Below are 18576 nucleotides of genomic sequence, written 5' to 3'. Positions count from 1 at the left end.
GTGTTGCGGTATCCGGTTTGGTGCTACCGTCCAGCCGCCGCCCCCGAGGTCGGGCGTGTCGCCCTCGTCATGGGCGTGCCAGCGTCCTCGGCTTTCCGTGGACTAGTCGCGGGCACGCGCGACGGCCTGGTCGTCCCAGACACGAGGAAAAAGGTTACCGGGCGCCCGATAGGGGGTCAAAACGCTGGCGAGGCCACCGTTGAGCCGGGCGAAGACCGCGACGGCCAGGACCACCCCGAGGGCCGTCAGCCCGCCACCCAGCCACAGCGACCAGCGGGCGCCGAACTGCTCGCCGATCCACCCGATGACGGGGGCGCCGATCGGCGTACCGCCCTGGACGACGGTCATGTAGAGGGCCATCACCCGGCCCCGCATCAGCGGGTCGGACTCGAGCTGCATCGTCGCGTTGGCGGAGTTGAGCAGGGTCAGCGTGCAGAACCCGATGGCGGGGCTGAACACCGCGAAGAGCACGTACGACGGCAGGGATCCCGCGACGATCTCGGCGATGCTGAAGCCGACGGCCGCGACGACGAGCAGCCGCATCCGGATCCGGGTGCGGCGGGCCGCCATCAGGGCACCTGCCAGCGAGCCGACCGCGATCGTCGAGCCGAGGATGCCGAACTCGCCGGCGCCCTTGCCGAACACCTCGGTGGCCATCAGGGCGCTGGTGATCTGGAAGTTCATGCCGAACGTGCCGGCGAAGAACACCAGCACCAGGACGAAGAGCATCTTCGGCTGGCTGCGCATGTAGGCGACGCCCTCGCGCAGGGCTCCCGGTCCGCGGCCCCGCAGCTTGGCTGTGTGCAGGAGCGCGGGGTTCATCCGCTCCAGCTGGGCGATGACGGCCAGGTAGGAGACCGCGTTGACCAGGAAGACCCAACCGGTGGCCTCCTGCCCCGACCCGAACGCGCCGATCATCAGGCCCGCGAGGGCCGGACCGAGGATGCGGGCCGCGTTGAAGCTGGCCGAGTTGAGCCCGACAGCGTTGGTGAGGTGCTCGGGGCCGACCATCTCGCTGACGAACGACTGGCGGGCCGGCGCGTCGAACGCCGAGCCGACGCCGAGAGCGAGCGCGCACAGGTAGACGAACCAGAGGTGGCTGTGGCCGGTGATGGCGACCACGGCGCCGAGGAGCGAGACGACGCCCATCGTCGCCTGGGTGACCTGGAGGAGCCGCCGCTTGGACATGCGGTCGGCCACCACCCCGGCGTACGGGGTGAGCAGGAGGACGGGCAGGAACTGGAGTCCCGTCGTGATGCCGACGGCCGCACCACCGGCGCCGAGCGGCTTGAGCACGAGCCAGTCCTGGGCGACGCGCATCATCCACGTGCCGGTGTTCGAGACGACGCTACCGGCCAGGTACAGCCGGTAGTTGGGGTTGCTCAGTGCACGGAAGGTGGGGCTCAAGAGCTGCTGATCTTCTCCAGGATGGGGGCCGCCTCGCGGAGGACGGCGCGTTCGGCTGCGGTGAGGCCGGCGAGCTGCTGCGCGAGCCACTCGTCACGGCGGGCGCGGTCGGCCTTGACGGTCCCGCGGCCCTTGTCGGTGATGGCGACGATGACCTGACGGCGGTCGGCGTCGCTCGGGCGACGCTCGACGTACCCGCCGTCGACCAGGCAGCCGACCGTCCGGGTCATGCTCGGCGGCTGCACCCGCTCGTGGGCGGCGAGCTCGCCGACGGTGAGCTCGCCCTTGGCGTGGAGCGCCCCGAGCACGGCCATCTGGCCGATGCTGAGGTCGTTGCCGGGGTCGCGCTCCGCCACCAGCCGGCGCCGCAGGCGCATCACGGAGACACGGAGCTGGGACGCCAGCCCGGCGTCGGTCCTGCTCACGGTGGTCATCGTCATGTCGTTAGCGTAACTCATTAGTTGCGCTAACTATTCCGGATGGGCGAAGGTCACTCCGTGCGGAGGTTCAGGGGCGACGCCGCCCGCCGCAGCCACGGGCGGGTCAGCCAGGTCGACACGACGATGGCGAGGCAGACCAGCGCGACCGTCCCGACCAGCATGCCGAGCGTGAGGGCCAGCCACAGACCGCCGTTCGGCACGTCGCCGCCTCCGTCGAGCGCCGCGTAGTAGAGCGTCGCACCGCCCAGCACCCCCACCACCGTGACGGGCAGCGTGACGAGCCCCGCCTCCCAGCGCTGCGCCCGGACCAGGACCTCGCGCGTCGTTCCGAGCGCGCCGAGCGCGGCGACCGATGGCCGCCCGTCGAGGAGCGACTCCACCGCGTGGACGGCGAGCGAGCCGACGACCGCCAGGAGGGCGGCCGCGAGGAGGGCGAGGACCAGGAGGTCGGCCGACACGGCCTGGGTGTCTTAGTCACCGCCGTTGCTGTAGCGCACGTCAGCCAGGAAGCCGGCCGATCCACCGGCCACGAGCGCGATGCCGCCGACCGCGGCGCCCGCTCTCGCGGACGACCGCGGGTCGGTCGCGAGCCGACGTGCGGCCAGCAGCACGTGCGCGCGAGACGCCCGCGCCGCGACCCGACGGCCGACGAGGGCGGCCGACCACGACGACAGGCTGACCACGCCCAGGAGGAGCAGCGCGACGCAGGTGACGCCGAGGACCTGCGAGCCGCCCGAGCTCATCCCGATCAGCCCGGCCCCGACCGCGAGGCCGGCCACGACCAGCAGGAGACCCCACGGCCGCGGCGCGCCCTTCGGCGCCCGCCTGACGACCCCGAGCGGCGTCACGCGGACGCCGCGACCCGCCATCAGGCCGACGGCCACGCCGAGCATCGTGACGCCGCCGACCACGGCGACGTACTGCCACCACAACGGCATCGTCAGGGTCGGCACCAGGCCGGGTCCGGTGCCGGAGTAGGCGAGGAAGTCCGCCGACCCCGTGTCGCCGGGGTCGGCATAGACGAACCAGCCCGTGGCGGCCTGCTCACCCGTGCCGAGGAGCTGGCGCAGCAGCAGGTAGACGCCGATGCCGAGCAGGCTGCCGAGGAGGGCGGGTACGCCGACCTCCACCGCCCCGACCGCCCGGACCTCTCCGGGGGTGGCGCCCGCGAGCCGGAGCGCGGCCAGCCGACGCTCCCGCCGCGCGGTCCCCAGTCGGACCGCCTGGTAGAGCAGGAGCAGGGGCGGGAGCCCGAGCATGACGACCGCGAACACCATGCCGCCACGCGTGCCGGGCTCCGCCGCCACCGTCCACAGCGGCTCCTGGGCGTAGCCCCGGACCCGCAGCAGAGCGACGGCGACCAGCAGCAGCCCGGAGACGACCGCCGTGCAGGCCGCGAGCAGCGCCGGGCGACCCCAGCCTCCCGAGAACGCCAGGCGCACCCCGAGCCGGATCACTCCACCGCTCCGTCGCGGAGCACGATCTCACGGTCGGCGCGGGCGGCCACGCGGTTGTCATGAGTGACCAGGAGGAACGTCGCCTGGGTCTCCTTCACCGCACCCATCAGCTCGTCGAGCAGGTGCTCGCCGCCAACGGTGTCGAGCGCCCCGGTCGGCTCGTCCGCGAAGACGACCCGGGGTCCGGTCACCAGCGCCCGGGCGGCGGCCACCCGCTGCGCCTCGCCGCCGGACAGCTCACCCGGCAGCGCATCGGCGAGAGCCTCGGCGCCGAGGCGCTCGAGCCAGCCGAGCGCGATCCGCTCGGACGCCCGCCGGTCGTGGCGCTCGAGGAGGAGCGGCAGCGCGACGTTCTGCACGGCGGTCAGCTCCGGAACGAGCTGGCCGAACTGCAGCACGACGCCGAAGTGGCGTCGCCGCAGCCGCGTGCGGGTGCGCTCGTCGAGGTCGTCGAGGCGGGTGCCGTCATAGAGCACCTCGCCGGCCTCGGGCCGCAGGACGCCGGCCAGCGTGAGCAGGAGCGAGGACTTGCCGCTGCCCGACGGCCCCGTGATCGCCACCGTCTCCCCCGCCTCGACGGTGACGTTCACGCCCCGCAGCGCCTCGGTGCGGCCGTACGCCTTGCGCACGCCCCGCGCCTCGATGAGTACCTCGCTCATGCCCCCGCCCTTCGCTCGGCCCTGCCGTCGGCGATCCGCGCCGCCGCGGCTTCCAACCACCTCAGATCTGCGTCGAGGTGGGAGATCGTGTGGTCGACAGCGATCCGCCCGGCCGCGTCGGTCGTCGCGTCGAGCTCGGCGAGCAGGACCTTCATCCGCGCGAGGTGGACGCTGCGCTGGCGTCGGAGGAAACCGGCCGCGTCGGCGCCGAGCCGCAGGGCGGTCACGGTCTTGCGGACCAGCTCGTCGGCGGCGTACGGGCCGGCCGGCTCGGTCTGCTCCAGCCAGCCGGCCAGCTCGCCGCGGCCCTCGGCCGTGACCGCGTAGACCGTGCGCTCGGGCCCGCCGTCGCGGGTCGTCTCGGCCACCTCGACGAACCCGTCGCGCTCGAGCCGCTGGAGCGCGGCGTACACCTGCCCGTACGGCAGCTCCTTGGCACCGGGGAAGCGCGCGTCGTGCTCGCGCTTCAGGTCGTAGCCGTGGGCCGGACCGTCGGCGAGCACGCCCAGGAGGACGTGGGCGACACTCATGGCGGCGACTATACACACGATGAATACACTCAGTGAGTAGTTGGCCGTGCCGGTAGGTTGAGCCCCGTGGAGGAGTACGACGAGCCCGCCGCGCACCGCATCGGCAAGAAGACCTACCTGATCGCCGACGTCGCGCCGCTCGACGTGGACGGCGTCCGGACCCTCATCGTGGGGACGGCGCTGTGGGCCGTGGCCTTCGTCGGCCTGCTCCCGTTCTACGACCGGCTGGCCGACGCCGGGCGCGTGTGGTGGCTCTGGACCTGCATGGCCGGCTTCGGCCTCGGGCTCATCGGCATCGAGATCTGCCGCCGCCGGGCGCTGCGCCAGGGACGGCGCTGACGGCTCAGAAGGTCTCGAGCAGGTCGAGCGTCAGCTCGTCGACGACCGGCTCCGGGAGCGGCTTGGGCTCGTGCTTCTTCGCCAGGCGTACCTCGGAGTGGGCACCGCAGCCGTGGTCCATGCTGACGACGCGGCCGTCGTCGTTGGCGTCCCCGTTGGCGCACACGCCGAAGCTGGCGCCGAGCGAGCCGGAGATCCGGACGAGGAAGCCGCAGGAGTAGCAGTGGTGCGGCGCCGACTGGGCGACGGGCGCCGCCGGGCCGGCCTGGCCGGCGTACCAACGCTGCGCGGCGCCGTCGAGGCCCTCGATCGAGAGCGTGCGGACCCGGCCGAGGCCGAGCTCCTGGGCGACCTGGCGGACCTGGGCCTTGGCGTCGGCGTCGAGCGGGTCGTCGCCGAAGGCGTACGTCGGCACGAGCCGCGGGTCGTCGTCGGCGACCGGCAGCAGGTCGCCGGGCGACAGGTCGCCGGGCTGGATGCGGTCGCGGTAGGGGACCCAGGCGGGCGCGACGATCGCCCGGTCGCCCGGGATGAGCACGAGCTCGTCGATCGTCGGCGTCTCACCCGGGAGCTGGACGAGCGTGACCGACCAGTGCCAGCCGACGTACCCGGCCCGCTCGCAGGCGAAGAGGTGGGTGACGACGGCGTCGTCCCCGGCCGGTCCCTCGACGACGTGGCCGAGGTGTGCGCCGACGTCGGCGCTGCCGACCTCCTCGATGAGGGCGGTCCGCGCGGCATCGACCGCGCCGACCCCGGTCGGCTCGTCGGTCTGGCTCACCTGGCTGCTCACGAGCGACATCTTCACGCATCTGGCGGTCTGGTGTCAGTTCGGGGGGTGAGAACGGGCAGGATGGAGCCGTGACGGCTCAGCACGACCAGGACCAGCACTGGCACCCGGACCCGGGTGAGCAGGCGGAGCCGGGTCGCTCGGCGGGCCGCAGCGTCGCCCACGGGCTCGGAGCGTCGGCGCGCGGCGTGGGCCGGTTCGGCCGCTACTTGTTCCGGCAGGCCCGGCGGGCGGCCGACGCCCAGGGGGCCGCCGACTCGGGTCTCAACCGGCTCCTCGAGATGCACGCGTTCAACACCGCCGGCGACGCCGCGGTGGCGATCTCGCTCGCCGGCTCGCTGTTCTTCCAGGTACCGAGCGGCGACGGCCACTCCTCCCGCGAGAGCGTGGCGCTCTTCCTCGGCCTCACGATGCTGCCGTTCGCGATCGTGGCGCCGCTGATCGGCCCCTTCCTGGACAGGTTCGCCTACGGCCGCCGGTGGGCGATCGGCGCGACGATGGCCGTCCGCGCGTTCCTGTGCTGGGTGCTCGCCGGGGCGCTCCCCGACCAGTCGCCGGTGATGTTCCCGGCGGCGCTCGGCGTCCTCGTCGCCTCGAAGGCCTACGGCGTCACACGGGCGGCCGCCGTACCCCGGCTGCTCCCCCGCGACTTCACCCTCGTCAAGGCCAACGGGCGGGTCTCGATGGCCGGCATCGTCGGCGTCGCGGTCTCGGCGCCGCTGGCCGGTCTGGCCTCGCTCGCCGGGCCGGACTGGGACCTGCGCTACGCCTTCCTGCTCTTCGTCGTGGCCACCATCGCGGCGATCCGGCTGCCGTCGAAGGTCGACTCGAGCGCGGGCGAGGGCCGGCTCAGCTTCCGCGGGGAGGGCGACACCGCCGGGGGCGGGCTGCGCATGCGGATGCCCGCCACCGTGTCCTACGCACTGCGGGCCAACTGCGCGCCCAAGTGGCTCTACGGCTTCCTGCTGATGTTCATGGCGTTCCTGCTCCAGGAGCACCCGATCGAGGGCTGGTCGTCGACGGTGCTGCTCGCGATCGTCGCCGGCTCGGCCGGCGTCGGCAACTTCCTCGGTGTCGTGGCCGCCTCGCTGGTGAGACGCATCCGGCCCGCGGTCGCCGTCTCCGCCGTGATGGTCGCCGACGCGCTCGTCGCCCTGGCGGCGGCCCTGCTCTACTCGGTGCCGCTGCTCGCGGTCCTCGGCCTGGTCACGGGCCTGGGTCAGGCGCTGGCGAAGTTCTCGCTCGACTCCTCGATCCAGGAGCACATCCCGAGCTCGGTCCAGGCCTCGGCGTTCGCGCGGTCGGACACCACGCTGCAGCTGGCGTGGGTCGTCGGCGGGTTCGTGGGCATCGCGCTGCCGCTCCACGCGCACTTGGGGCTCGGGGTCGCGGGCGCCGTACTCAGCGCGTGGGCGCTCTACGTGCTGGCGTCGCGGCCGCGGGGCGTGGATGCCCATCGAGGTATGCAGACGAGCTGACACCTCCCGTGCGGAGCTCCGCGCGGGAAGTGCACCTTCGGCTGCATACCTCGATGGGCATGCAGCGAGCGGTCAGAGCTCGAACTCGTCCGCGAGCACGCGCAGAGCGGGGCTGACCTTCTTCGCGAGGTCGCGGCTCGGCGGGCGCCCGTGCTCGTAGCCCTCGCGGATGTCCTCGAGCAGCTTGATGACGTTCTCGACGATGAGGGTCATCTCCTCGGGCTTGCGCCGCTTGGCGGCCGCGACGTTGCGCGACACCGAGGGCTGCTTGTCGAGGATGTGCACCTGGAGCGCCTGGTCACCGCGACGGCCCTGGGCGATGCCGAACTCGACGCGGGTTCCGGCCTTGAGCGTCTTGGCAACGCCGGCCGGGAGGGCGTCGGCGTGGACGTAGACGTCAGGACCGTCTTCCTGGGACAGGAAGCCGAAACCCTTCTCCGCGTCGAACCACTTCACCTTGCCAGTGGGCACCGGACTGACCTCTTCTTGCTCGCGTGACGTTGCTCCCGGCGATCGACCACGTCCGGGTCGACAGAGCCTAGCCGAGCGACTGCGGGCGGCGCTCGCTCGTTCCAGCGAGGTGGCCGTCGAGCCATGCCGGGAACTGCGAGAGGTCGTCGAGGATGACGTGGGTACCCGCGTCCTCGAGCTCGGCTCGGGTGCAACCGCCGGTCAGGACCGAGACGCTGACGACACCGGCCGCGAGGGCGCCCTCGACGTCGTGGACGTGGTCGCCGACGTAGATGCTGGCGCCCTCACGCATGAGTACGTCGGCCTTGCCGACGCCCCACACCCAGCCCTCGAGGTGGTCGATCTCGAAGCCGACGTGGTCGACGTGGAGCTGGGCGTTGGCGGCGTACTTACCGGTCACGACCACCACCCGACCCGCGTGCTTGCGGACCGCCGCGAGCGCGTCGTGCGCACCGGCGAACGCCGGCACGTTCGTGATCGCGTGGTCGGGATAGAGCGAGCGGAAGCGCTCGCCGGCCGCCGCGATCTGGTCCGCCGGCAGGTAGGGCGCCAGCAGGATGTCGAGCGGCGGCCCGAGCTTGGAGGTCATCTCCTCGACCGGGAACTCGACGCCGAGCTCGTCGCCCAGCGCCACGAGGACGTCACGGAAGCCCGGCACCGTGTCGATGAGGGTCATGTCGAGGTCGAACCCCACCACCAGCTGCCCCGACTCGTTCACGGCGACGATGCTAGACGCCGCCTCCGGCGCAGCCACATCAGGAGCACGACGCCCGCGCCGGCGACGACGCGGGTCAGCGACAGCCTTGGGCGCATCCTCTAGGGTCCCGCTGTGACAACTGACGAGCGCACCGGCGCGACCAGCGGCTCCTGGAAGGTCATCCGGGAGACGGTCATCCTCCTGGTCGTCGCGGTCGGGCTCGCGGTCATCGTCAAGACGTTCTTCGTCCAGGCGTTCTACATCCCGTCCGGCTCGATGGAGCCGGGGCTGAAGGTCAACGACCGGATCCTCGTCGAGAAGCCGTCGTACTGGCGCGGCGGCCCGCAGCGCGGCGACATCATCGTCTTCGAGGACCCGGGTGACTGGCTCGACGAGAACGAGGACGCCGGCCCGTCCGGGGTCTTCGCGAAGACCCTCGCCAAGATCGGCCTCTACCCCTCAGGCGGTCACCTCGTGAAGCGGGTGATCGGAGTCGGCGGCGACACCGTCGTCTGCTGCGACAAGGAGGGGCGGATCACGGTCAACGGCACGCCGCTCGCCGAGGACTCCTTCATCGACCCGCAGCAGGACTGCGACGGGCCGATGGCGGGCTGCTCCGGCTGGTCGGCGACCGTCCCGAAGGGCAAGCTCTTCGTGATGGGCGACAACCGGGACGAGTCGGCGGACAGCTCGTTCCACCTGTGCACCGCCGATGACGGCCCCGACTGCGACAAGAACGACGCCTACGTCTCGACCGACCTCGTGGTCGGCAAGGTCGTCGCCCTGGTGTGGCCGCTCGGCCACGCGCGGATCATCCACCGGCCCGCTGTCTTCGACGACATCGCGGAGCCGGCGAAGAAGGACTGACCCCCCGCACCCGGGGCTGGCGCTCAGGCCTCGGTGACCCGGATCGTGAGTCCGTCGCCGAGGTCGATCATGGCGCCGATCTGCAGGACGACGGGTACGCCGGCCCGCAGCTCCTCCGGCCGCTGACCCGGCTGCACGAGCAGCGTGCCGTTGGTCGAGCCGAGGTCGGTGACGACGGCCGTGCCGTGGTCGTCGCCCGTGCCGGGGCGCACCTCGACGTGGGTCGAGGAGATCTCCGAGTGGGGACTCGGCACCGTCACGAGCATCGGCTCCTCGTGGGCCGGGAACCGCCCGGCGTCGGGCGCCCGGCCGATGACGACCAGGCGCTCCACGTCGATCTCGGCACCGCTGGAGAACGACAGGTGCGCCACCGCGCCCGGACGCTCCCAGGACGGCTCGTCCTCAGGTTCCGGCTCCGGCTCGGACTCGAACTCCGGCGCGGGCGGGGTCGCCGGGATCTGCTCCGTGAGCTCGTCGGCCCAGGCCGGCGGCGCCGGCGGCGCGGGCGGCGGGGGCGGCGGGGGGATGGTCGGCGGCGGAGGCGGCGGCATCACCGGCACGATGGGCGGCGGCGGCGGGGGCACCGCCGTCGGCGGCGTCCACGCCGGCGGCTCGCCGAGCACGTTCTCGTCGGTCGGCGCCTCGTCGTGGTGCGGGGGCAGGTCCAGGTCGTCGGTGAGCGGATCCGGGACCAGCTCGAGCCTGGGGGCTGGCGGGGCCGGCGGTGCCGAGGGGACCGGCGGTGCGGGGGGCCGCGGCGCCGGAGCGGCGGCGTGACTGGGCGACTCGAGCGAGGCGAGGCGGACGAGACCGGCGGTGACGGTCAGCTCCGGACCGTCCGGGACCTCGTCCGGGAGCGTCACCGAGAGGTGGCTGACCTCGTGGAGCACCCGCTCGACCCACATCGAGCCGCCGGAGCCGGCGACGTGCACCGTGCCCTCGGCGGCCTCGAACGTCGCCTCGGCGTCGCCACGGATGACGACCCTGGTCGTCTCGCCGTCGGTCCCGAGCAGCAGGAAGCCCGGCAGCGACGACAATCCGTCGGCCACCAAGGCGTCGAGGACCGCGTCGAAACCGGCCCCGTCGTCAACCAGCACCCAGAGCGCGCCGGCGCGCGCCTTCTCGGTGCCGGGCAGCAGCACGGTGGCGTGCTCGCCCACGATCCCGAACCAGCCGCCCGGCTGGTAGGAGAAGGTCCGATCAGTCACAGGGCACATCCCACCACATTTGCGACCTCTAACCTTGGAAGGATGAGTACAGGCAGCGGATTCCGTTCGCTCGCCGACCAGCTGCGCGCCTGGCCGGACGAGCGGTTGTCGCACCTGCTGCTCGCCCGACCCGACCTGGCGGCGCCCGCGCCGCAGGACTCCGGGCAGCTCGCCTCACGAGCCGCGACCCGCGCCTCGCTGGTGCGCGCCCTCGACCAGCTGAGCCGTCCCGAGCTCGTCGTCCTCGACGCCGTCGTCGTCCTGCAGCACGCCTCGGCCGAGCAGCTGGAGGACGTCGTCAACGCCGAGAGGGCGACGGTCCGCGCGGCGCTGGAGAGGCTGCTGGACCTGGCCCTGGTCTGGGAGTCGCACGTCGGGCTGCGCGCGCTGACCGGCGTCGCCGAGGCGCTGGGACCGGTCAGCGGGCTGCGGTCGGTGTCCGCCACGCCACGGTCGCCGGGCGACGTAAGCGCCCTCGTCGAGGAGGTGTCACCCGCTGCTCGGGCGATGCTCGAGCACGTCGTCGACGCCGGCGGCGAGGCGATCAGCAGCGCGCGGACCACGGTGTCGGTCGCCGAGGCCGCCACCCCGGCCGAGGAGCTCATCGCCCGCGGGCTCCTCGTCCCGCGCTCCGGCGGCCCGATGACCGTGCCGGGTGAGGCAGGCATCGCGGTACGCGGCCACACGACCGCCGAGCCCGTGGACGTCGCGCCCGAGGTGCCGACGTCGCCGCGCGCACGGTCGCTGGTGGACAAGGTGGCGGCCGGGGCCGCCTTCGAGGCGGTACGCCGCGTCGAGCTGCTCGTCGACGGCTGGGGCGCCGCCCCGCCGGCGGCGCTGCGCTCGGGCGGCCTGAGCGTCCGCGACCTGCGGGCGACCGCCGCCCGTCTGCACGTCGACGAGCCGACCGCGGCGCTCCTCGCCGAGGTCGCCCACGAGGCGGGCCTGGTCACGACCGCCGCCGACCCCGACGGCAACCCCGCGTGGCTGCCGACCGACCTGTTCGACACGTGGTGCGGGCAGCCCGTGGCGGAGCGCTGGGCGGGTCTCGCTGGCGCGTGGCTCGCGAGCGACCGCACGCCGAGCCTGGTCGGCGAGCGCGATCCGGCGGGCAAGGTGTGGAACGCCCTCGTCCCCGAGCTCGTCAGCCCACTGGCCCGCGAGACACGCCGGATGATGCTGGCCCAGCTCGCGCTGCTCCCCGACGACGAGGTGCTGGCAGCCGGGACCGGCGTGCCCGGGCTGGTCGCCCGGCTCGGCTGGCTGCGGCCGCGCCGACCGCGCCAGCGCACCGACCAGGTCGTGCACGCGCTGACCGAGGCGGCGACGCTCGGCGTGACGGGGCTGGAGGGCCTGGCGTCGTACGCCCGTGCACTCGTCGACGGCGGCGACCCGGTGCCCTGGCTGGCCGAGCTGCTGCCCGACCCCGTCGACCACGTGCTGCTGCAGGCCGACCTCACCGCCGTCGCGCCGGGACCGCTCGAGCCGGCGCTCGCCCGCAGCCTCCAGCTCATCGCCGAGGTGGAGTCGCGCGGGGGCGCCACGGTCTACCGCTTCACGCCGGCCACCGTCCGGCGCGCGCTCGACGCCGGGTGGAGCGCGGCGGAGGTGCACGGCTTCCTCGCCTCGGTGTCGCGCACGCCGGTCCCCCAGCCGCTCACCTACCTCGTGGACGATGCCGCGCGGACGTTCGGCTCGATCAGGGTCGGGTACGCCGAGGCGTTCCTGCGCGCCGACGACGAGACGGCGCTGACCGAGCTCCTCCACCACCCGAAGGCGGGGACGCTCGGGCTGCGGCGGATCGCGCCGACCGTGCTCATCTCCACCACGCCGATCGACGTACTCCTCCCCCGGCTGCGCGAGCTCGGCGCGGCCCCCGTCGTCGAGGCGGCCGACGGCTCGGTGCACGTCGCCCGGCCCGACCAGCTGCGCGCGCGGACGCCCCGGGCGCGCCGCCCCGCGGCCGTCGACGCCCGCGAGTCGGCGCGGGCCGCCGCGGTCGCGCGGGCCATCCGCGCGGGCGACGAGGCCGCCGCCTCCGGCCGCTCCTCGACGCAGCTCACCCCCGCCGACGCGCTCGCCGCCCTGCGTGAGGCGGTGGAGACCTCGACCTCGGTCGTCATCACGTACGTCGACAACCACGGCACCCTCGCCGACCGGCTGGTCTCGCCGATGCGGGTCGAGGGCGGTCAGCTGGTCGCGGTCGACAGCAGGGCCGACGAGACCCGGTCCTTCGCGGTGCACCGGATCAGGGACGTGCGGCCGGTCGAGCGGTGAGCGGGCCGCTAGGGTCGCGCCCATGGCCGGCCCGCTGCTGATCACCCGCGAGGGACACGTCGAGACCTGGACGCTCAACCTGCCGGAGCGCCGCAACCCGATCTCCGACCTCCCCATGGTGGAGGCGCTCGAGGAGGCCGCGACCCGGGTGACCGCCGATGTGTCGGTGCGCGCGGTGATCCTCACCGGCGCCGGGCCGGCGTTCTCGTCCGGCGGCGACGTGAAGGCGATGGCCGAGCGGACCGGGATGTTCGGCGGCACCGGCGCCGAGATCGCCGACGGCTATCGGCGGGGCATCCAGCGGATCCCCCGCTCCCTCTACCACTGTCCGGTCCCGCTCATCGCCGCGGTCAACGGTCCCGCGGTCGGCGCCGGCTGCGACCTCACCCTGATGTGCGACATCCGGGTCGCCTCGACGTCGGCGTTCTTCGCCGAGTCGTTCGTGAAGGTCGGCCTCATCCCGGGCGACGGCGGCGCGTTCCTGCTCCCGCGGGTCGTGGGCGCCGCGCGGGCGGCCGAGATGTCCCTCACCGGCGACCGCATCGACGCCCAGACCGCCCTGGCGTGGGGGCTCGTGTCGCGGGTGGTCGCGCCCGACGACCTGCTGCCGGCGGCCCGGGAGATCGCCGACCGGATCGCGGCGAACCCGCCGGTCGCCGTACGCGCCGGCAAGCAGCTGCTCCGCGAGGCCGCGACGCTCACCCTCGACGAGGTCCTCGACAAGTCGGCCGACGTCCAGGCGCTCATGCACCAGACGGCCGACCACGCCGAGGCGGTCATCGCGTTCGTCGAGAAGCGTCAGCCGCGGTTCACCGGGGAGTAGCGCCCTTCACCAGCGCCCCGCCGATGATCAGCCGCTGGATCTCGCTGGTGCCCTCGTAGAGCCGGAGCAGTCGTACGTCGCGGTAGATCCGCTCGACGGCGACACCGCGCATGTAACCGCTGCCGCCGTGCACCTGGACGCCGAGGTCGGCGACCCGGCCCGCCATCTCGGTGCAGAAGAGCTTGGCGACCGAGGGCGCGGTCCGGTCGCCGTCGAGCCAGTAGCGGCGGGCGCAGTCGCGCACCAGGGCCTGTCCGGCCTGGACCCCGGTGTGCATGTCGGCGAGGTGTGCCTGCACGAGCTGGAAGGAGCCGATCGGCTGACCGCCCTGGGTGGCCGTGGCGGCGTACGCGACCGACTCGTCGAGGGCCCGGCGGGCCAGGCCGACGCCGAGTGCGGCGATGTGCAGCCGGCCGCGGGCGAGCGAGGCCATCGCGGCCCGGTAGCCGACCTCCTCGGAGCCACCGACGAGCGCCGCCGCCGGCAGCCGGACGCCCGTGAAGGTGACGTCGGCGGTCCAAGCGCCCTCCTGGCCCATCTTGCCGTCCTTGGGGCCGACCTCGACACCGGGCGTCGCGGCAGGCACGAGGAACACAGCGATGCCGGGATCACCCGGCGTCGCCTCGCGGGTCCGCGCGAAGGTGACGAAGAGGTCGGCGACCGGCGCGTTGGTGATGAAGCGCTTCGTGCCGTCGAGCACCCAGTCCTCACCATCGCGAACGGCCCGGGTGCGCAAGCCGGCGGGGTTGGAGCCGGCGCCCGGCTCGGTGAGCGCGAACGACGCGACGACGTCGCCGGCGGCGATCCGTTCCAGCCACTGCTCGCGCTGCTCGTCGGTGCCGTAGTTGACGAGGACCTGCCCGGCGATGCCGTTGTTGGTGCCGATCATGGATCGCACGGCGATCGAGGTGTAGCCCAGCTCCATCGCCACCTCGACCTCCTGCAGCCCGTCGAGCCCGAGGCCGCCCCAGCGCTGCGGGATGGCGAAGCCGAACAGGCCCAGGTCGGCCACCGCTGCGCGGAGGTCGTCGGGGATCCGGTCCTCGGTCATGATCTCTCTCTCCCGCGGCAGGACCTTGCTGTGGAGGAAGTCGCGGGTGGTGGCCAGGATCTCGGCGAAGTCCTCGCCGCTCACCTCAGGCTCGTGGGCACTCATGGGCGCGACCGTACCCTTGTCTGTCGTGAGCGACGGCCCCCTGATCGTCCAGTCCGACAAGACCCTGCTCCTCGAGGTCGACCACCCACGGGCCGGCGACGCCCGCAAGGCGATCGCACCGTTCGCCGAGCTGGAGCGGTCGCCGGAGCACATCCACACCTACCGGCTGACGCCGCTCGGGCTCTGGAACGCCCGCGCCGCCGGCCACGACGCCGAGCAGGTCGTCGACGCGCTGCTGGAGTACTCCCGCTATGCGGTCCCCCACGCGCTGCTGGTCGACATCGCGGAGACGATGGCCCGCTACGGGCGGCTGCGGCTCGAGAAGCACCCCACCCACGGGCTGGTGCTCGCCAGCACCGACCGCCCGGTCCTCGAGGAGGTGCTGCGCGCCAAGAAGATCGCCGGCATGCTCGGCGCGCGCATCGACGACGACACCGTCGCGGTCCACCCCTCCGAGCGCGGCAACCTCAAGCAGGCGCTGCTCAAGCTCGGCTGGCCGGCCGAGGACTACGCGGGGTACGTCGACGGTGAGGCGCACGCCATCGACCTCGACGAGACCGACTGGGAGCTGCGCGCCTACCAGCGGGAGGCGGCCGAGTCGTTCTGGCACGGCGGGTCCGGGGTCGTCGTACTCCCCTGCGGCGCGGGCAAGACGCTGGTCGGCGCGGCCGCCATGGCGCACGCCCGGGCGACCACGCTCATCCTCGTCACCAACACCGTCTCGGCCCGGCAGTGGAAGGACGAGCTGGTCCGGCGCACGTCGCTGACCGAGGACGAGATCGGCGAGTACTCCGGCTCGACCAAGGAGGTCCGGCCGGTCACCATCGCGACGTACCAGGTCCTGACGACGAAGCGGAAGGGCGTCTACCCGCACCTCGAGCTGCTCGACGCCCGCGACTGGGGGCTCATCGTCTACGACGAGGTGCACCTGCTGCCCGCGCCGATCTTCCGGATGACGGCCAACCTCCAGGCCCGCCGGCGGATCGGGCTGACGGCGACGCTCGTGCGCGAGGACGGCCGCGAGGGCGATGTGTTCTCACTCATCGGTCCGAAGCGGTACGACGCCCCGTGGAAGGACATCGAGTCGCAGGGCTGGATCGCGCCAGCGGACTGCGTGGAGGTCCGCGTGACGCTGCCGTCCGCCGACCGGCTGGCCTACGCCACCGCGGACCCGGAGGAGCGCTACCGGCTCGCCGCCTGCGCGCGCGAGAAGGTCGGCGTCGTCCGTTCGCTGCTGACCAAGCACGCGGGGCAGCCGACGCTGGTGATCGGCCAGTACCTCGACCAGCTCCACGAGCTCGCCGACGCGCTCGACGCCCCGGTCATCTCCGGCGAGACGCCGGTGCGCGAGCGGCAGCGGCTCTACGACGCCTTCCGGTCCGGCGAGGTCGGCCTGCTGGTCGTCTCGAAGGTCGCGAACTTCTCCATCGACCTGCCGTCCGCCGAGATCGCCATCCAGGTCTCCGGGTCGTTCGGCTCGCGCCAGGAGGAGGCACAGCGGCTCGGCCGGCTGCTCCGCCCGGGCGCTCCCGGCAAGGTCGCACACTTCTACACGATCGTCTCGCGCGACACCGTCGACGCCGACTTCGCCGCCAACCGCCAGCGGTTCCTCGCCGAGCAGGGGTACGCCTACCGGATCGTGGACGCGGAGGACGTCGGCGCCTGATCCCGGGGGGGGCGGCGCACCTGGTGCGCCTCACACTCCCCGGATGGCCGACCGATCTAGCCTGAGGGCATGGAGACCCTCGACCGGTTCCTGACACCCGACGGCCGGCTGCACACCATCCCCAGCAAGCGGGCGAAGCGCCTCGTCGTGCTCGACCACCTGGCCCAGTCCTTCGAGCCGGGCCGGGTCTACCCCGAGCGGGAGGTCGTCGAGATCCTGCAGCGGTTCCATCCCGACCACGCCGCGCTGCGCCGCTACCTCGTCGAGGAGCAGTTCCTCACCCGCGAGGACGGCTACTACTGGCGCAGCGGCGGGACGTTCGCGGTCTGATCGACCCCGTGGATCTCGACCTCGAACCAATCGTCCGGCCGTGAGCCGCCGACCGGTCGGAGCGAGACGACCACGCCGGTCCCGACGTCGAGCGCGACGTTGTAAGCCTGGGGGTAGGCCCGCCCCTGCGGCCGACGAGGGCTGTCGCCGTACTCGAGGTCGTCGGAGACCGAGGACCACAGCAACGGGCAGCAGCTGCAGACGGGGTCGTAGCCGTCGACAGCGGCGGCCCGCGCCCGCCAGACCGGACGACCGAAGAGGACGTCCTCACGCAGCTCGGAAAGCACCGTGCCGGAGGCCAGCTCCGCGGGATCGAGCATGGCCACCCACTGGTAGTTCTCGAACATCGGGTCGGCGTGGCTCCAGACCCAGGCGTCGGGCCGCCGTGCGACGAGCCCGTCGGGACGGTACGTCGGCTCCGCCTGGTGCGGCGGCTCGCTCGTCATCTCCTGGACGGCGCCGACGGCCGTGACCGAGAACGTCGAGCTGCTGTAGGGCACGCCGGTCTCGATGCGCTCCGAGCCGTCCGGCAGCAGGACCCGCAGCCACCCCGGCCGGCGCAGCCATGCCTCGACCGCGCCCTCCGGTCGAGCGGTCGTCGCCCGGCGGGTGAAGTGCAGCGCAGAGAAGCGCCAGGGCGACGATCTCGCCAGGGCGCGGAAGGAGTCGTCGGTCAGCCGCACGCGCACAGGGCAGCACACGGAAAAGCCGTCGTACCACCGATTTCCTCGTCCCTAACGTCACGCGTCGGCCCACACCGAGTGGGCACCAGACACACGAGAAAGGCATCGACGCAGGAAACGACGATGAAGCAGATCACCCCGAAGCTCCTCAGCTGGGCTTCGATCCTCGAGAGCAGCACCCGCGACCAGGCGGTGACGACGGCGAGCATGCCGTTCATCCACCCGCACCTCGCGCTGATGCCGGATGCCCACCTGGGGCTGGGCTCGACCGTGGGCTCGGTCATCCCGACCCTCGGCGCGATCATCCCGGCCGCGGTCGGGGTCGACATCGGCTGCGGCATGATCGCCGTGCGGAGCCAGTACACCCGCGACCGCCTCCCCGGCGACCGCCGGCCCCTGCGCGAGGCGATCGAGCGCGCCATCCCGGTGAACGCGGGCGCGGCGAACCGGAAGGTCAGCCGCGACCACACCGAGCGCAGGCTCGAGCTCTTGACGCGAGAGGCGGAGGACGCCGGCTTCGACCCCGCGCACGTCAAGAAGGACTGGCGCCTGCAGCTCGGCACGCTCGGCTCGGGCAACCACTTCATCGAGGTCACCGTCGACGAGGAGGACCGGGTGTGGCTGTTCCTGCACTCGGGCTCGCGCGGCGTGGGCAACAAGATCGCCCAGCGGCACATCCAGGTCGCTCGGGACCGGTGCCGTGACCGGGGGATCGACCTGCCGCACCGCGACCTCGCCTACCTCGAGGAGGGGACCGGGGCGTTCGACGCCTACATCGCCCAGATGCGGTGGGCCCAGCACTACGCGCTGCTCAACCGCGAGGAGATGATGGACCGCGTCGTCCGGCAGTTCTCCGAGTGGGTGGACGGACCGGTGGAGCGCACCGAGGAGATCAACTGCCACCACAACTACACCGAGCCGGAGACCCACTTCGGCGAGCGCGTGTGGCTGTCACGCAAGGGCGCGATCAACGCCGAGGCCGGGCGGCCGGGACTGATCCCGGGCAGCATGGGCACGGCGTCGTACGTCGTCTCGGGCCGCGGCAACGCGGAGGCACTGAACTCGGCGCCGCACGGCGCGGGGCGCAACTTCTCGCGCAACGCCGCGCGGCGGCGGTTCACCCGTGACGACCTGCGGGCGGCGATGGTCGGCATCGAGTACCGCGACACGGACGCCTTCATCGACGAGATCCCCGCTGCCTACAAGGACATCGACCAGGTGATGGCGGACGCCGCCGACCTCGTCGAGGTTCGGCACACGCTGCGTCAGATCGTCAACGTCAAGGGCGACTGACGCCTCGA

General features: G+C 73.0%; 20 protein-coding genes. 8 read left to right on the top strand and 12 right to left on the bottom strand.

Translation table 11 applies throughout. The annotated features are described in order from the left end of the window. Positions 1–102 precede the first annotated feature (102 nt). The 6 genes from QDS12_RS04975 to QDS12_RS04950 are packed head-to-tail and all read right to left on the bottom strand — an operon-like array spanning position 103 to position 4493. Entirely contained in the window at positions 103–1407 is a 1305-nt protein-coding gene (locus QDS12_RS04975; protein ID WP_279877371.1) for an MFS transporter, read from the bottom strand. Continuing rightward, the gene (locus QDS12_RS04970; RefSeq protein WP_279877370.1) at positions 1404–1847 is read right to left on the bottom strand and encodes a MarR family transcriptional regulator; all 444 of its coding nucleotides are present in this window, start codon (positions 1845–1847) and stop codon (positions 1404–1406) included. The genes QDS12_RS04975 and QDS12_RS04970 overlap by 4 nt, the downstream gene beginning before the upstream one ends. A 50-nt stretch (positions 1848–1897) precedes the next feature. Next, positions 1898–2305 (bottom strand): hypothetical protein, encoded by a 408-nt coding sequence (locus QDS12_RS04965; RefSeq protein WP_279877368.1) that lies wholly within the window; start codon positions 2303–2305, stop codon positions 1898–1900. Between the two features lie 12 nt (positions 2306–2317). Continuing rightward, positions 2318–3304: an FtsX-like permease family protein gene (locus QDS12_RS04960; RefSeq protein ID WP_279877366.1), complete on the bottom strand. Its 987-nt coding sequence runs from the start codon at positions 3302–3304 to the stop codon at positions 2318–2320. Then, the gene (locus QDS12_RS04955) at positions 3301–3963 is read right to left on the bottom strand and encodes an ABC transporter ATP-binding protein (RefSeq protein WP_279877365.1); all 663 of its coding nucleotides are present in this window, start codon (positions 3961–3963) and stop codon (positions 3301–3303) included. The genes QDS12_RS04960 and QDS12_RS04955 overlap by 4 nt, the downstream gene beginning before the upstream one ends. Next, positions 3960–4493 (bottom strand): PadR family transcriptional regulator, encoded by a 534-nt coding sequence (locus tag QDS12_RS04950; protein ID WP_279877363.1) that lies wholly within the window; start codon positions 4491–4493, stop codon positions 3960–3962. Before QDS12_RS04950 ends, QDS12_RS04955 begins: the two co-directional genes overlap by 4 nt. Before the next feature lie 66 nt (positions 4494–4559). On the opposite strand from QDS12_RS04950, the gene QDS12_RS04945 reads away from it, so the two are divergent. After that, positions 4560–4832: a DUF2530 domain-containing protein gene (locus QDS12_RS04945; protein WP_279877361.1), complete on the top strand. Its 273-nt coding sequence runs from the start codon at positions 4560–4562 to the stop codon at positions 4830–4832. Positions 4833–4836: 4 nt separating this feature from the next. On the opposite strand, the gene QDS12_RS04940 is transcribed toward QDS12_RS04945, so the two are convergent. Then, the gene (locus tag QDS12_RS04940; RefSeq protein ID WP_279877358.1) at positions 4837–5631 is read right to left on the bottom strand and encodes a DUF3027 domain-containing protein; all 795 of its coding nucleotides are present in this window, start codon (positions 5629–5631) and stop codon (positions 4837–4839) included. A 59-nt stretch (positions 5632–5690) separates the two neighbouring features. Between QDS12_RS04940 and QDS12_RS04935 the strand changes: the two genes are divergently transcribed. Continuing rightward, complete coding sequence (locus tag QDS12_RS04935) at positions 5691–7097, top strand: MFS transporter (RefSeq protein WP_279877356.1); 1407 nt, start codon at positions 5691–5693, stop codon at positions 7095–7097. A gap of 72 nt (positions 7098–7169) precedes the next feature. Here the strand turns inward: QDS12_RS04935 and QDS12_RS04930 are convergent, their stop codons facing one another. Next, positions 7170–7568: a cold shock domain-containing protein gene (locus QDS12_RS04930; protein WP_279877354.1), complete on the bottom strand. Its 399-nt coding sequence runs from the start codon at positions 7566–7568 to the stop codon at positions 7170–7172. A gap of 67 nt (positions 7569–7635) precedes the next feature. Continuing rightward, on the bottom strand, positions 7636–8286 hold the full coding sequence (locus QDS12_RS04925) for an HAD family hydrolase (RefSeq protein ID WP_279877352.1): 651 nt from the start codon (positions 8284–8286) through the stop codon (positions 7636–7638). Positions 8287–8397: 111 nt separating this feature from the next. On the opposite strand from QDS12_RS04925, the gene lepB reads away from it, so the two are divergent. Continuing rightward, complete coding sequence (gene lepB / locus QDS12_RS04920; protein ID WP_279877351.1) at positions 8398–9132, top strand: signal peptidase I; 735 nt, start codon at positions 8398–8400, stop codon at positions 9130–9132. Between the two features lie 23 nt (positions 9133–9155). Here the strand turns inward: lepB and QDS12_RS04915 are convergent, their stop codons facing one another. After that, complete coding sequence (locus QDS12_RS04915) at positions 9156–10340, bottom strand: FHA domain-containing protein (protein WP_279877350.1); 1185 nt, start codon at positions 10338–10340, stop codon at positions 9156–9158. A 42-nt stretch (positions 10341–10382) separates the two neighbouring features. Between QDS12_RS04915 and QDS12_RS04910 the strand changes: the two genes are divergently transcribed. After that, the gene (locus QDS12_RS04910) at positions 10383–12617 is read left to right on the top strand and encodes a helicase-associated domain-containing protein (protein WP_279877349.1); all 2235 of its coding nucleotides are present in this window, start codon (positions 10383–10385) and stop codon (positions 12615–12617) included. 22 nt (positions 12618–12639) lie between these two features. Beyond that, a complete protein-coding gene (locus QDS12_RS04905) occupies positions 12640–13440 on the top strand; it encodes a crotonase/enoyl-CoA hydratase family protein (RefSeq protein ID WP_279877348.1) in 801 nt (266 codons plus the stop codon). Here the strand turns inward: QDS12_RS04905 and QDS12_RS04900 are convergent. Then, complete coding sequence (locus QDS12_RS04900) at positions 13427–14596, bottom strand: acyl-CoA dehydrogenase family protein (RefSeq protein WP_279877346.1); 1170 nt, start codon at positions 14594–14596, stop codon at positions 13427–13429. The two genes, QDS12_RS04905 and QDS12_RS04900, sit on opposite strands and share 14 nt — an antisense overlap. On the opposite strand from QDS12_RS04900, the gene QDS12_RS04895 reads away from it, so the two are divergent. Together QDS12_RS04895 and QDS12_RS04890 are read left to right on the top strand one after the other, a co-directional pair. Then, complete coding sequence (locus tag QDS12_RS04895) at positions 14595–16262, top strand: DNA repair helicase XPB (RefSeq protein WP_279877345.1); 1668 nt, start codon at positions 14595–14597, stop codon at positions 16260–16262. The genes QDS12_RS04900 and QDS12_RS04895 overlap by 2 nt on opposite strands. A gap of 69 nt (positions 16263–16331) precedes the next feature. Next, positions 16332–16592, top strand: coding sequence for a DUF2087 domain-containing protein (locus QDS12_RS04890; protein ID WP_279877344.1), 261 nt, complete (start codon positions 16332–16334; stop codon positions 16590–16592). Here the strand turns inward: QDS12_RS04890 and QDS12_RS04885 are convergent. Further along, positions 16559–17275: a hypothetical protein gene (locus QDS12_RS04885; RefSeq protein WP_279877343.1), complete on the bottom strand. Its 717-nt coding sequence runs from the start codon at positions 17273–17275 to the stop codon at positions 16559–16561. The genes QDS12_RS04890 and QDS12_RS04885 overlap by 34 nt on opposite strands. Before the next feature lie 123 nt (positions 17276–17398). Between QDS12_RS04885 and QDS12_RS04880 the strand changes: the two genes are divergently transcribed. Continuing rightward, positions 17399–18568 carry an RtcB family protein gene (locus QDS12_RS04880; RefSeq protein ID WP_279877342.1) on the top strand — a complete coding sequence of 390 codons (1170 nt, stop codon included), beginning with the start codon at positions 17399–17401 and terminating at the stop codon, positions 18566–18568. The last annotated feature ends 8 nt before the right edge of the window (positions 18569–18576 follow it).

It is taken from the genome of Nocardioides sp. CER19, from assembly GCF_029846275.1.
GTDB lineage: Bacteria > Actinomycetota > Actinomycetes > Propionibacteriales > Nocardioidaceae > Nocardioides.
This window is presented reverse-complemented; position numbering and strand designations above follow the sequence as displayed.

Bases quoted from the DNA above. Each gene is read 5' to 3' on its own strand.
- QDS12_RS04955 (WP_279877365.1), bottom strand. From the start codon at position 3,963: ATGAGCGAGGTACTCATCGAGGCGCGGGGCGTGCGCAAGGCGTACGGC.
- QDS12_RS04970 (WP_279877370.1), bottom strand. From the start codon at position 1,847: ATGACGATGACCACCGTGAGCAGGACCGACGCCGGGCTGGCGTCCCAG.
- QDS12_RS04890 (WP_279877344.1), top strand. From the start codon at position 16,332: ATGGAGACCCTCGACCGGTTCCTGACACCCGACGGCCGGCTGCACACC.
- QDS12_RS04880 (WP_279877342.1), top strand. From the start codon at position 17,399: ATGAAGCAGATCACCCCGAAGCTCCTCAGCTGGGCTTCGATCCTCGAG.
- QDS12_RS04895 (WP_279877345.1), top strand. From the start codon at position 14,595: ATGGGCGCGACCGTACCCTTGTCTGTCGTGAGCGACGGCCCCCTGATC.
- QDS12_RS04910 (WP_279877349.1), top strand. From the start codon at position 10,383: ATGAGTACAGGCAGCGGATTCCGTTCGCTCGCCGACCAGCTGCGCGCC.
- QDS12_RS04950 (WP_279877363.1), bottom strand. From the start codon at position 4,493: ATGAGTGTCGCCCACGTCCTCCTGGGCGTGCTCGCCGACGGTCCGGCC.
- QDS12_RS04905 (WP_279877348.1), top strand. From the start codon at position 12,640: ATGGCCGGCCCGCTGCTGATCACCCGCGAGGGACACGTCGAGACCTGG.
- QDS12_RS04940 (WP_279877358.1), bottom strand. From the start codon at position 5,631: ATGTCGCTCGTGAGCAGCCAGGTGAGCCAGACCGACGAGCCGACCGGG.
- QDS12_RS04900 (WP_279877346.1), bottom strand. From the start codon at position 14,596: ATGAGTGCCCACGAGCCTGAGGTGAGCGGCGAGGACTTCGCCGAGATC.